Annotated in this window: 11 protein-coding genes; 5 read left to right on the plus strand and 6 right to left on the minus strand. The window is 50.9% G+C overall.

Going from position 1 to position 12635, the window contains the following annotated elements:
• Positions 1–19: 19 nt before the first annotated feature.
• The 6 genes from ACTIE6_RS05025 to ACTIE6_RS05050 form a co-directional block, all read right to left on the minus strand.
• Positions 20–631: a hypothetical protein gene (locus ACTIE6_RS05025; RefSeq protein WP_439555584.1), complete on the minus strand. Its 612-nt coding sequence runs from the start codon at positions 629–631 to the stop codon at positions 20–22.
• Positions 632–667: 36 nt separating this feature from the next.
• Complete coding sequence (locus ACTIE6_RS05030) at positions 668–1264, minus strand: hypothetical protein (protein ID WP_439555585.1); 597 nt, start codon at positions 1262–1264, stop codon at positions 668–670.
• A 38-nt stretch (positions 1265–1302) separates the two neighbouring features.
• Entirely contained in the window at positions 1303–2790 is a 1488-nt protein-coding gene (locus tag ACTIE6_RS05035) for a family 43 glycosylhydrolase (protein ID WP_439555586.1), read from the minus strand.
• 48 nt (positions 2791–2838) lie between these two features.
• The gene (locus tag ACTIE6_RS05040) at positions 2839–3930 is read right to left on the minus strand and encodes a glycoside hydrolase family 43 protein (RefSeq protein ID WP_439555587.1); all 1092 of its coding nucleotides are present in this window, start codon (positions 3928–3930) and stop codon (positions 2839–2841) included.
• Between the two features lie 107 nt (positions 3931–4037).
• Positions 4038–5579, minus strand: a complete 1542-nt coding sequence (locus ACTIE6_RS05045; protein ID WP_439555588.1) for a RagB/SusD family nutrient uptake outer membrane protein — start codon at positions 5577–5579, stop codon at positions 4038–4040.
• Between the two features lie 31 nt (positions 5580–5610).
• Positions 5611–8709 carry a SusC/RagA family TonB-linked outer membrane protein gene (locus tag ACTIE6_RS05050; protein WP_439555589.1) on the minus strand — a complete coding sequence of 1033 codons (3099 nt, stop codon included), beginning with the start codon at positions 8707–8709 and terminating at the stop codon, positions 5611–5613.
• Between the two features lie 199 nt (positions 8710–8908).
• Here ACTIE6_RS05050 and ACTIE6_RS05055 point away from each other — a divergent pair, with 199 nt between their 5' ends.
• The 5 genes from ACTIE6_RS05055 to ACTIE6_RS05075 form a co-directional block, all read left to right on the plus strand.
• Entirely contained in the window at positions 8909–10168 is a 1260-nt protein-coding gene (locus tag ACTIE6_RS05055; RefSeq protein ID WP_439555590.1) for a sensor histidine kinase, read from the plus strand.
• 113 nt (positions 10169–10281) lie between these two features.
• Positions 10282–10671 carry an SPW repeat domain-containing protein gene (locus tag ACTIE6_RS05060; protein WP_439555591.1) on the plus strand — a complete coding sequence of 130 codons (390 nt, stop codon included), beginning with the start codon at positions 10282–10284 and terminating at the stop codon, positions 10669–10671.
• 26 nt (positions 10672–10697) lie between these two features.
• Positions 10698–11180: a hypothetical protein gene (locus tag ACTIE6_RS05065; RefSeq protein WP_439555592.1), complete on the plus strand. Its 483-nt coding sequence runs from the start codon at positions 10698–10700 to the stop codon at positions 11178–11180.
• Positions 11135–12139 (plus strand): baeRF7 domain-containing protein, encoded by a 1005-nt coding sequence (locus ACTIE6_RS05070; RefSeq protein ID WP_439555593.1) that lies wholly within the window; start codon positions 11135–11137, stop codon positions 12137–12139. Before ACTIE6_RS05065 ends, ACTIE6_RS05070 begins: the two co-directional genes overlap by 46 nt.
• A 1-nt stretch (position 12140) precedes the next feature.
• The coding region (locus tag ACTIE6_RS05075; RefSeq protein WP_439555594.1) for an alpha/beta fold hydrolase at positions 12141–12635 on the plus strand (495 nt) is incomplete at its 3' end.

A 12635-nucleotide genomic window follows, 5' to 3' on the forward strand; every position in this document is an offset into this window, starting at 1 on the left:
AAATCAAAATAAGTATATCCTAGCTGTCCAGCAGACCGTCTGTAAAGGCTTTCCATTGCACTGCCGACAAAGCTTTTTCACCCATAAATCCGACAATCGCATTCCTGATCTTGTCGAACAACCCGTCTGCTTCCTGGTTGGGTGCAAGATTGCGGTCGTACACGCCGGCGGATATCGTCAGATGATTTCTGGACACCGTAAATGTGCTGGTAGCTTTGGGCGCGTAAAAGTGCGCAGTTTCCTCCGCAGCTGAGGTAGGATCAGAAGCCGGCCGCACCCGGACTGCCACAGATTCCACATGCTCCGATGTTTTCTCTTCGATTTCTTCCACAACGACCCAGTCATATCCGTCGCCTTCCTGGGTACCTGGCCCCGGAATGTCAATCCTGATCATCGAACCTTGTTCCACCGGCCCGGCTACCGGGTTACCTGCGGTATCGGCGAGCATAAAATGCGCCAGGTGTTCTCCCGAAATGCGGTGCCAGTTGTTTACATCCAGCAACCTGCCCCTGGCTGTATGGTAAAGCGCTGCAGCCTCGGCAGCGTTCGTGCACGCTTTAACGGTCTCGGTATTCACCTCGTCACCGCTCCTGTTCTCAGGTACTGCGTCCGTGTGATTTTTGTTTTCCATTTTTCGATTATTGTGAAGTGGTAGGTAAAATTAGTCTTAGTTGAGCATCGACAGCAGGCGTTTCCTGTGATCAATGTCGCTCCTGCGCTGTTGCACAGCCTCTTCTATCATGCTATTCAGTTCTGCATTGAACCGCCGGGCTTCTTCCTGCAAAGCCACGTAGCAGGGTTGCAGCTGGGCAATGTAATTGTGATGCGCTATGATTGTCTTTTTCGGACGTTTATCGTATTGCGGGTATTCGAGGTAAATCTCCTGGTTGATCTGGTCTGCATACCATTCGCCTTCGCAATCCGGCACAGGTACCCGCGGCCGGCAACCCAGCAGGTAGGTTTGTGCCTTAAACGGGTATTTGTAGATCAACACATTCACCCGCACTTTCACATCAGGCTTGGAGCCGGGCTGGTACACCGAGAGCGGGTAAATGCGTTCAGTCATAACTGCCCGCCCGTTTGCGAAATCAATATCGGGGAGAAACATTTCGTGCCTTTGTTTCAGCGCATCCACGTGCTCTCCGAGTTTTTCGGAAGACAGATATTCTTCCGGCCACTGGCCCACCTGATCTTGAACTTCCTTCCTGGTATTCAGGATCAGTGCATCCGGATCATACTGAGAAAATAGCCCTATTTTTTGCATGAGTAAACTATTTAATTGAATTGTTAAACGATCGCGTATTACAAACTTTTAAATACAAACCCCTCAACAACAGCAACATCTCCTTCTATCCCTTTGGCCACAATCCCCGCCCTTACTGCACGGTCCCAAGGCGGCAGGTAAGTGATGTCGGGACTGTCGATTTTCAAAGCCTTAAAATCCTTTCCATTCAAACTGTATGAAAAAAGGATATCCGTGTTATTGTTCACCGTCATTTTCAGGAATACGTTTTTGCGTGCGGCAGCAATGGGGAATTTGCCCAAACTGCTTTTCGCCCCGCCCTTAACAAGAGTTATGCCAATGCTATCCTGCTTCGCTGCTGCATAGATCATATTCTTGTCGTCCCCGATCAATGCAACTCCTGCATTCACACTTTTACCCGGAACGATTTCCACCGTAGCTTCGTAGCTGCGGCTGTGTATCCTGCGGGCGATGAAAGCTTCACGGTCATCGCTGATCTGAATGCCCAGTTTTCCGTTTTTCATTTCAATTTCCGGCTTATTAAAAACAGACCAGCTCCATTGTAAACCGAGATTATTTTGGTCAAAATTTTCAGTTACCATGTAAGCACCCACTTTTCCGGTCGGTTCCAGGAATTCATCTGTAAAGCGAAGCCAGTTGTCGGCTGTAAATTCAAACCCGCGGATCAGTGCCTGGCGACCTGTGTATTTGTTGGATGCCTTGTCATAGGCGTGGTACATAAAGTAGTTTTTATCATTGTACCGGACAGCAGTGCCGTGACCGGGGCACATCCAGTCACCCTGCGCTGTGAGGATCGGGTTACCGGGAAATTTCTCCCACGGCCCCATCAGGTGTTTGGACCGCGCTACGCCCGTTGCATAAGTACAGCCTGGCCCGCAGCAGCCTGCCGCCGCATATATCGCGTAGAAGTATCCATTGTTTTTGATCACCGAAACCCCTTCCACGAGGTTTGCTTCCCAGGGTGTATCGTTCCTGAACAGCTCCTTCTTCTCCCCGACTAATGCAGTGCGTTCTGCATTGATTTCCTGGATCCAGATCGGCGTTGGTTTTCCTACGCTGTTCCCGTCTTCCTTCCAGATCAGGTGCAGCTTGCCATTTTCATCGCGCATGGGAAACCCGTCGATCGAACCCACTTCCTGACATACCAGCGGGCCGTGGTCTTTGAAGGGACCTTCCGGTGAATAAGCACTGGCAACACCGACGCACAGGTTACCACCTTTTTTGTGGGCAGTGTAATACACATATACCCTGCCGTCTTCGTAGCTGAGCTCTGGCGCCCAATAGTAAAAGTCCGCCCAGGAAGTAAGATCAGGGAAAATGGAGCCTGTCTGCCGCCAGTTTTTGAGATCTTTCGATTTCATGATAGGAAAAGCGGGCGCCCAGTTGGAGCTGGTCGCAGCAGCATAATAAGTATCTCCCACCTGGATAATGGAAGGATCGGCAAAATCGCCGCGTACCACCGCGCGTTGTGCATGTACAAGCTGTACCAGTGAAAGCAATAGCAGACCAAGTGTCAGTTTCTTCATAAATGGCTTAGTTGTGAATACTGTTTATAACCTCAAATATAACAACGGTTACTCACCGGAAGGTACCGAAATTGCTTGTCCGGTTGCAACTGGTTCTCCAAAGCTTGGCAAACCGTCTGCTGTCCACGTGAATTTTTGCATTCTCACATTCCTGGCGTCGCCGCAACCTTGTCCTGCGGCCGAGTTGGCGTGGTAAATGATCCAGTCTTCTTTCCCATCCCTGGACTTGAAAAATCCGTTGTGCCCTACACCGAATGCATTCGACGAAGCTTGGCCGGTGAAAAACGGCGCGGCTATTTTGGTCCAGCTGGCAGCGCTTACCGGATCGGCTTTCTCTTTCAGGCTGATCAACCCAATGGAGTAGCGGTCATCACCGCAGTAGCTGCCTGAGTAAGCGAGATACACTTGGCCTGCGGGGTTACGCAGTATTTCCGGACCTTCATTGACCGGAAAGCCGCGGCGCTCCCACTCGTTTTGCGGTGTCGCTATCTGAACGGTCGGCCCGGTGAGTGTGTAAGGATTGCTCATTCTGGATATGTAAAGGTTTTGCGTGAGGTCTGTGTTTCCCCCGACAAATGGCCGGCCCGACCATATCAGAAAAAGTGAAGTATCCTGCTGAAAAACAGTCGCGTCGATGGACCAGAGGTCTGCCGGCTGGGTAGTCAGTTTACCTTTGTTCGTCCAGGTACCTTGGGTGGGGTCAGGACTTTCATTTTCAAGTACCCACATCCGGTGCTCGCGGTCGTTTCCATCCGAGCCGGTGTAATAGATGTACCATTTCCCGTTCAGAAAGAACAGTTCAGGTGCCCATATATCCCGTGAGTTGCCGCCCGAAGCCGGTGCATTGAAGACGGTAACAGGCGTTGCGTCTTTTAACCGGCTCATTTTCCCCGTTTTCCAGATCTGGATGCGGTTACCCAATGTGTGCAGGTAATAGTAGGTAGTGTCTTTTTGAAAAACCCAGGGATCGGGTGCCGCATTCAGCAGCGGGTTTGTAAATGTCGCGGCGGGTTTTGTGCCGGGCCCAGGGTTTACCGGCGCCGGGCTCTTCGCTTCTTTTTTGCAGGAAGCATCGAGGAACAACACCAGCAAGCACCAGCTAGCCAGAAAATTGCGCGCGGATCTGAAAAGGTTGTTCATAGTTAGTGTTGATAGTTAATGCATTTATATCCAAAAACAATGGTACCAGGTTGGTTACCAGGTACCATTGCGTTTGATGTTGATTGTTTTTTAAAAAGCAGTTTACCCTAGTAACCAGGATTTTGTGTCAGGTTCGGATTAAGGTCAATATCAGACTGGGGAATGGGATACCACTCGTTCCGGCCCTTTACGAAGTTGGTAAATTCCGGATCTCGTACAGCAAGCTGAGGGCCGAGCTCGCCCCATCTTTGCAGGTCCGCAAAGCGCCAGCCCTCGCCGGTAAGCTCGGTAATGCGCTCGTGCTTGATCTGTCCGAGAAACTGTGCCTGGTTCCAGCCCGCAGCCCGGTTCAGCGGCCTTAATCCTGCGCGTACACGCACCATATCTACATAGGTATAAGCCTGCGCTGTTTGCCCGGTCCCATTCAATGCCTCCGCGTACATCAGCAGAATATCCGCATAGCGCAGCAGCCGGTGGTTATTTGGTGAGCGAAAACCCTCTTCGGTCCGACCCGCTTCATTGTCATTCAACTGTTTTCTAAACCATACCGCGCTGCTTTCACCACCCGAAGTACCATAGCGGGAAGCAAATGTTTGCCCGTAAACCATCGTAAATTGTGGCCCGCGTACATCGGTAGAATCAAACAGCAACGTCGCTGCCAGTCTCGGGTCACGGGTGCCGAGGGCTGTATTCTCTTTTTCAAATTCACCTACCAGCCAGCGTCTTGCCCCTCCATCGGAGAAGCCTACGCCGCGGGGCGCATAGAACTGCGCAATGGAGGTACCCGTATTATTAATGCGCGTTTCGTCCACATCGTCGTCGGTGTTCTCATTGGGGTTAAACCTGAACTGGATTTCAAAAACAGACTCGCTGTTGTTCTCCGTTGAAGCCATGAAATTGTCCTGATAATTCGCTACCAGCGTGTACAGTCCCTTTCCTTCACCCGTAATAAACCAGGCAAGTGCATTGACTGCTTCCTGGTACTTGTTCTGCTGCAGATAAGCTTTCCCTAGCAGGCCCATTGCCGCTCCCCGGGTTGCACGACCGAGATCGTCGCCTGTGTAGCGCAGCGGCAATGCCGGCGCAGCTTCGGTAAGGTCCCGCTCCACCTGCGCCCAGGCTTCTGCATTGGTTGCATTGGAAGGACGGTCAGTTGGTGCAGAAGGCGACAGGATAATAGGCGGCCTGCCGTAATACAGCACCAGGTTGAAGTAAAACAAACCACGCAGAAATTTCGCTTCCCCGAGAATACGGTTCTTTAAAGCTTCGTCCATTTCAATTGCCGGCACATAAGCCAGCACCTGATTGGCACGAAAAACACCTATGAACAAGTTCTGCCAGGTTCCGGCAGTCAGACCTTCGTTGTAATTGGTCTGGTTGAAACTCATAACGTTGTTCAGCGTAATGTCGCCGCCCGAGCCGTAACCTTCGTCCGACCGGAGCATTCCGTGGTAGAACAGGAAGCGTGAATACAAGGCAGCCGAGCGGTGGAACGTACTGTACACTGCATTGATCCCCTTAACCGCATCGCCTTCGCTTTTCCAGAAAGAGGCGATAGTCGGATTATTTGGATTAGGTTGATCAAAGTCGCGGTTACACGCACTGGCAACGATCAGAATGAATGAGGTAAGCAAAAATATCTTTTTCATGTCGATGTATATTGAGATAAATGGCCGGATATCAGAAACCCAGGTTCAGGCCGAAAGAAATGATTCGTGAAGCGGGATATCCGCCCACATCAACCCCCGGTTCGAGGTTGAAATTGGCGCCCACTACGTCAGGATCAAGTCCGGTGTATTTGGTGAAAGTCAGCAGGTTCTGCGCACTCACGTACACTCTTGCATTGCTTACCCGCAATTTTCCGGACAAACTTTCAGGGATCGAATAGCCCAGCTCCACATTCCTTAACCTTAAATAAGAGCCGTTTTCCAGCCAGCGGTCTGTATTCGCCCGTACATTGGAAACAATGCCGCGATCAGCAGAAGCAGGGTCGCCTGCGGCGCCGGTTGCATAGGATACGCCCAGTCTCGGGAAGTCAGTACCGGTGTTTTCAGGAGTCCAGGGGTTGATACCGCGACGGTAGTTGGAGTACCCCATTCCGTCAATATCCCTTCTCACATCATTATATATTTTCTGCCCGAAAGCCCCGTAAAACTGAATGTTCAGCGACAAACCCGACCAGGTTCCGTTCAGGATCAGCCCGGAAGTGAGCTTGGGCCACGGACTGCCAGCAAAGGTCCGGTCGCGGTCGTTGATATCATCGTTGGTACCCTGGTCGACCCGGTTTACATAGCGGATATCGCCCGGTTTGGCATAAGCAGCCTGTGCGCGGTGCGCCTGTACTTCCTCATCGCTCTGGAACAACCCGTCTGTTTGGATCAGGTAGTATTCACCGATCGAGCGGCCCACCTGTGAACGCGTGTTACCCGACTGAATGTAATTTCTGGGTTGCCCGGTTTCCTCATCCACACCGAGGTTGCCGAGTTCGAGCACTTTGTTGCGGATAATGCTGAAATTCGGCGCCACACTCCATGTGAATGGACCGGATGTTTGCCGATAGGTGAAATCAAACTCAATACCTTTATTTTCAATGGACCCGATATTCACCAGCGGATCACCCTGCAGGTTGCCAATGTAAAGCGGCAGCGGCAGGGACAGCAGCACATCCTTGGCCACCGAACGGAATGCGTCTACGGTTACGGAAAGCTTGTTATTGAACAAGGTAAGGTCCGCACCAATGTTGGTAGTTGCCTTTTGTTCCCATTTGATATCTTCATAAACCAGTCTCGCCTGGGTAGCGCCGGGGAATTCAGTTTGCCCGGACCCGAATACTGCACGTGGTGCCTGGTTCAAAAAGCCCGTAAACTGATAGTTGCTCAGGTTGGCAGAGCCGAGCACACCATAAGAGCCCCTCAGTTTCAGCTCATCAATGATATCCGATTTAAAAAATTCCTCATTACTGATCTTCCAGGAAGCTGCCGCAGACGGAAAATAGCCGGTGCGGTGGGCAGGCGAAAAGCGGGAGTCTTTATCGGCCCGGAATGTGAAGGTCAGGTAATATTTTTCTGCATAGTTGTAGTTGAGCCTGCCAAGCGCGGAGTTGATCAGCGTCTGCGAGCGTGTACCCGTAGCCGTCATGCCGCCGCTGGCCGAGTTGATCGTTGTGAAGTATTCACCGCCGTAAAAGCCCAGTTGCAGCCTGCGTCCGCCTACATCATCGTTGCGGATTGTTTGCTGGGTGTACCCCACTACCCCATTCAGATTATGTTTATTGAATGTAAAATTGAAGTTGACGGTATGTTCAAAAAGATAACTCAGAAACTGCGCGCGCGTTTGTCCGATGTTGCTGAATTCGGGCGACTGGTTCCAGTACCACAAACCTTCTCTTCTCAGGTTGGTCGTCTTATCAAAGCTTGTTTCCAGCCCGGCATTGAAACGGTAGCTCACACCTTTCAGGATCTTGTAATCGATAAACGCATTTCCGAGCACCTTGAAGAAATTGGCACCGGACTGGGTAATGTCATTAATCGCCGCCTGATTTCTTGAAAACGACCGCGCATTGAATGAACCGTAGCCCCAGCCACCCGGATTGGAAGTGCTGACCAGATCAGGGCTTTTCACCGGAATAATCGGCAGGCTGGTCCACATATCGTACCATGCATTTCCCTCTGCAAACCCGCCCTGGAATGGTGCATTGCGTTCAGTGCTTGAAACCATCAGGTTTTCACCAAAAGTAAAATTGTTGCGCTTCGCCTCAGTGTTGATCCGCAGGGAGCCGCGTTTAAAATCACGCGCCTTGAGTACGCCTTTATCGGAAAAATAGCCCCCCGAGATCAGGTATTTACTATCCTTTCCCCCGCCTGATAAGCTCACGTTATAATCCTGGATGCTGCCTGTCTGCAGGAGCTCATCGGCCCAGTTGGTATTAACTGCCCCGTTATAATTGGCCACGGCGGGCTGCAATGCATAGCCTGCTGCCTGGTAGGCGCGTGTATTGGTTTCCACATATTCCTGTGCATTCATCATATCCCACCGTTTTGGAATTGTGGAAAGGCCTATGCGAACTGAACCAGTCACTTGCAGCGCTCCTTCTTTTCCCTTTTTAGTGGTAATAATAATTACCCCGTTTGCAGCGCGTGACCCGTAGATTGCCGCCGCAGAAGCATCCTTCAAAACCTGGATTGTTTCCACGTCATTCGGGTTCACGGTAACATTCGCATCGGCAAACATTCCGTCGATTACATACAGCGGACTCGCATTTCCGAAAAGGGTACTCAGCCCTCGTATATTCACCACCGCTTCCTGCCCGGGCGCGCCGCCATTGCGTACCGCTACGCCGGGCGTCATTCCCTGCAAAGCTTCGGGTACGGAGCGCGCAACGCGTTTGTTGGTGTTTTGGGCATCAATGATCCCCGTAGCCCCGGTAAGATCGGTTCGCCTCACTGACTGATAACCGATTACGACAAACTCTTCCAGGTTCTGGGCGTCTTCTGCCAGTTGGATCGTGTAGGTAGTTTGCTCGGTTACCGGTACCTCCGAAGCAAGATAGCCTATAAAGGAAACCCGCAGTGTCTGCCCGGTTTGGGCCGCAATGGAAAACTTACCATCCGCATCGGTGATAGTGGCTGTGTTGGTCCCGGTAATGATGACAGTCGCTCCCGGGAGTATCTCCCCGGTAGCGGTCTGTACAAGCCCGGTGACGGTCCTGTCCTGGGCAAAAACCTGCCCCAGCGAACCAAGAAAGAAGATTGAGAAATAAATCAGGGTAGAACAGCGCATAGTTGTTGATTGTAGATTGGTTTTTACATAAGTGAAAGCACACTGAGGTGCGGATGAAAATGCAGGCACGCTTTTGAGTAAAAATTGTGCCATATATCCAGAAAATAATACAAGTACTCCTAATCAGCTACCCTATCCGTATAACTGGAATAGAATTAGTAGCTGGATCTGAGTAATTCTGAATCTTCAATGAAACTTTATGGGCAAAAAAAATCCAGATACGGAGGCTCCGATCCACGAGCTGGTAGACTACCTGCAGGCAAGACTTGAAACCATACTGGCCAACTGGCGGAATGCCTGCGAGGCCGATGATACAATGAGCAGCAAAAGCAGCTTCTCATGGGAAGAATTTAATGATCAGGTACCATTGCTGATCACACTGCTGTTTCTCAGACTTAGGAACGAACCTTTAAAGCTCGACCCTGCTACCGTAGCCAGTGAACACGGGCTGCACCGCTGGCAGTCGGGCTACTCGCTTCCCGAATTGATTTCGGAAATGGAGCATCTTTTTAAAACGATCCTGGACGAAGTAGAAGCTTTTGAAACTTCCTCCGGGAAACTGGGCACCAAGTCACTGCTCCTGGTTCAGCAGCAGGTATTCAGGATGTACGGGGAGGCAAACCGAGGCAGCCTGCTATACTATCACCAGCTCCTGCAGAATGATGCGGCCGAGCGCGCGCGCAGTCTGCAGTTTGCATTGGACCAGCTGCATCAGCTTGGCGAAAAGCGCGGGGAACATCTCCGGCAAAGCTCCCACGACCTGCGGACCAGTTTCAGCATTATGACAGTAGCCTCTCAACTGCTCGAATATCCCAAAACGGAAAAAGAGCGGACAGAGCTGATGGATATGCTCAACCGTAACCTGTCGTCTATCAGGGAAATGCTTTTGCAACTGACGGATTATGCGCGGATCGAAGCGGGCCAGGATGCGCTGGATATGCAGCGGTTTGATGTGGCGAAACTCGTGAAAGAAACACTGGAAACTGCCCAGCCACTCGCGAAACACAACAAGCTGTTATTGCAGGGCGACGGTCCTGAAAAGCTGGAAGTAACAGGCGACCGCGTGAAAGTGCAGCGGATACTGATCAATCTGCTTTACAATGCATTGAAATACACGCGCGACGGCAGTGTGTATGTTACCTGGACGCTCGAAAACCCGTTACGATGGAGCCTGAGTATACAGGATACAGGGCCCGGATTTGCAGCAAACAGCCCGGCTGCATTGCTGGCCGAACAGCTTAAACCCAACACACTTACCAGCGCCAGTCACCAGGAACCGCAGATGATGCAGGAGCCGCCAGCCGGCAAGGCCGACAAAGGGAAGCCTAAGGAAAGTGAGGGGTTGGGGTTGTTTATCGTCAAAAAGCTTTGCGAGCTGATGAAAGCTTCCATGGATATCGAAAGTCAGTCTGGCAAAGGTACCCTCGTACGCATCCGTTTTATGATGCAACCTGAATAAACGGAGTTAACCTGCGTGTTTTTGACCTCAATGGTTTCAAATAGTTTGTGGCATAATTTTTACCAGGCGGAAAAATCTTGCAAATCATCAACAAACTATAAACAGGAACCATTATGAGAATGATCAGCACAAAGTTCCACAGCAAAATCGACTATCTCACAAGTGCATTGTTTATCGCAATGCCCTGGATAGCCGGTTTTGAAGAAGTATTGCCGGCTACCTGGACCCTGGTGGCCGTTGGCGCGATGTCGATCCTGATGTCGCTTTTTACAGATTATGAGGGAGGAATGGTGAGAAGCATTCCCATGTCGGTTCACCTGAATGTCGACGTGGTTACCGGTTTATTCCTGGCGGCTTCTCCGTGGATCCTCGGCTTCGCAGACGAGGTTTACCTTCCCCATCTGCTACTGGGTCTGTTTGAAACCGCAGCCGGATTAATGACCTCCCGTTCCCCGCAGGGAGCAGAAAGAGATGCTTTCGAACATACCCACCGTGTAAATTAAGTTTCAGTACCAAATCAGTTTAAATTATGGGAAAAGATCAGTCAGGCGGATTTCATCCGCCGAAAGGAAAACCATCAGCAATTAATAAGGTAGAAGGATTGGGTGTATCCAATGCACCGGCTGACAAGCTCGAAGAATTTCTCGAACTGGATGATCAGTATGTCGAAGACGACCTGACCCTTGATCCGTCCATACCCGTCCGCCATCCGAACAGAAATACCTCAAAAGGTGAAAACTCCTTCAAAGGCAAAGAAAACAAGCCCGAGAGCGACAAAACAGCAGATATCGCGATGGCCGAGAATGTGGATGTAGAACCGGAAGAATTGCCGCAGGTACTCAGCAAAGAACTGTTTATCGAGCTGGCAACTACACTTCTTCCTGCTGCGCAACTGTATACATCCCTACCCACAAAGCGGGAGCGGCTATCAATGAGAAAAAGGATGCGATCGTATTTAAAAATACATTGCAGGACCTTGCCAAAAGATTTGCCGAGAAAGAAATCCCCGTAGCCGCGATCGAGCAGATGCTGACGCCGGGCTATGAGCTCCTGAAAGACGATGCTTTCTGGGCCAGTATGGATAACGGGCTTGCGGTGTTTATTTCGGAAGGTTATTTCAAATACATTAAAATGCCCGTAGCGCCTCAGAGCGAGGTCATGTGCGAGAAAACATTTTACGTTTCTCCCCTGATCCCGATTATGGCTTCCAAGGCATATTTCTACCTGCTGGTGATCAGCAAGGCGAAATGCAAGCTTTTCAAAGCAGATGCATTCGGAATGCAGTATGTGCCGGTTGAGGATCTGCCGGAGGATATGATGGAGGTGAAACGCATTTCGGAAAAGGATGCGAGCACGGTGCGCGTGGCAAACAGCTCCGGAGGCGGTGCCAATTTCCATGGAATGGGCGGCGGTAACCCCGACGAGAAAGCGAATATCGCTACCTATTTCGAGCATGTGGACGATATCCTGTATAAGCAGATTTTCAATACCGAGAATGTGCCGCTGCTGCTCGCAGGCGTGGAGTACCTGATCCCGATCTACCGCTCGGTGTGCGACTACCACAATGTTTGCAGCGAATCACTGACGGGCAGCCACGAACACGATGAAACGCATGCCTTGTACGAAAAGGCGAAAGAAGTAATGTTGCCGTATTTCAGACAGCCGCTTGAAAAAGCACTGACGATCTACGCCAACCAGTCGGCGACCGAGCTGACTTCATCGAGTCCGAACGAAGTTATTCCGGGTGCTTATTACGGAAGGGTTTCGCACATTTTTGTACAAAAAGCGGAGCACATCTGGGGTACTTTCGACGAAGCCAATAATGTATTGAAGTTACAGGAAGGCGAAGATGCGCAGGACCTGCTCGATATGGCGCTGATCAAAACCATTCAGACCGGTGGCGAAGTGTATGTGCTGGACCGGGAAGAAATGCCCGCCGAAGGCGCTATCGCAGCTGTTTTCAGGTATTAAGATGCAAAGTACGGCACAGGTTAAGTTCAGGTACCAGTACCATTATGTCAACGGGCTGATGTTGCATGTCGGACATATGGGTCCGCCTGCCGGCGAGATGATCGTGTTTCTGCACGGTTTTCCCGAGTTCAGCGAAAGCTGGCAGAAACAGGCGGAGTTTTTTGCAGGACACGGGTATCACGTGATTGTCCCCGATCAGCGGGGTTACAATCTGAGCAAAAAACCTGTTGCAATCCAGGATTACGCATTGAACAACCTGGTTGCTGATATTGCCGCATTGATTACCGCCCTCTCCACGTGCCCGGTTATAATAGCCGGGCACGACTGGGGCGGAGGCGTAGCATGGACACTCGCGCAGCAGCATCCGGAACTGATCAAAAACCTGATTATCCTCAATATGCCCCACCCGGGTGTGATGCAGGAAAACCTTCGCAAAAACCCCAGACAAATGCTGAAAAGCTGGTATGTAGCATTCTTCCAGCTTCCGTTGATACCT

The sequence above is a fragment of the Dyadobacter sp. genome, from assembly GCF_051859145.1.
GTDB lineage: Bacteria > Bacteroidota > Bacteroidia > Cytophagales > Spirosomataceae > Dyadobacter.

Bases quoted from the DNA above. Each gene is read 5' to 3' on its own strand.
- ACTIE6_RS05045 (WP_439555588.1), bottom strand. From the start codon at position 5,579: ATGAAAAAGATATTTTTGCTTACCTCATTCATTCTGATCGTTGCCAGT.
- ACTIE6_RS05050 (WP_439555589.1), bottom strand. From the start codon at position 8,709: ATGCGCTGTTCTACCCTGATTTATTTCTCAATCTTCTTTCTTGGTTCG.
- ACTIE6_RS05030 (WP_439555585.1), bottom strand. From the start codon at position 1,264: ATGCAAAAAATAGGGCTATTTTCTCAGTATGATCCGGATGCACTGATC.
- ACTIE6_RS05065 (WP_439555592.1), top strand. From the start codon at position 10,698: ATGGGAAAAGATCAGTCAGGCGGATTTCATCCGCCGAAAGGAAAACCA.
- ACTIE6_RS05025 (WP_439555584.1), bottom strand. From the start codon at position 631: ATGGAAAACAAAAATCACACGGACGCAGTACCTGAGAACAGGAGCGGT.
- ACTIE6_RS05040 (WP_439555587.1), bottom strand. From the start codon at position 3,930: ATGAACAACCTTTTCAGATCCGCGCGCAATTTTCTGGCTAGCTGGTGC.
- ACTIE6_RS05035 (WP_439555586.1), bottom strand. From the start codon at position 2,790: ATGAAGAAACTGACACTTGGTCTGCTATTGCTTTCACTGGTACAGCTT.
- ACTIE6_RS05060 (WP_439555591.1), top strand. From the start codon at position 10,282: ATGAGAATGATCAGCACAAAGTTCCACAGCAAAATCGACTATCTCACA.
- ACTIE6_RS05055 (WP_439555590.1), top strand. From the start codon at position 8,909: ATGGGCAAAAAAAATCCAGATACGGAGGCTCCGATCCACGAGCTGGTA.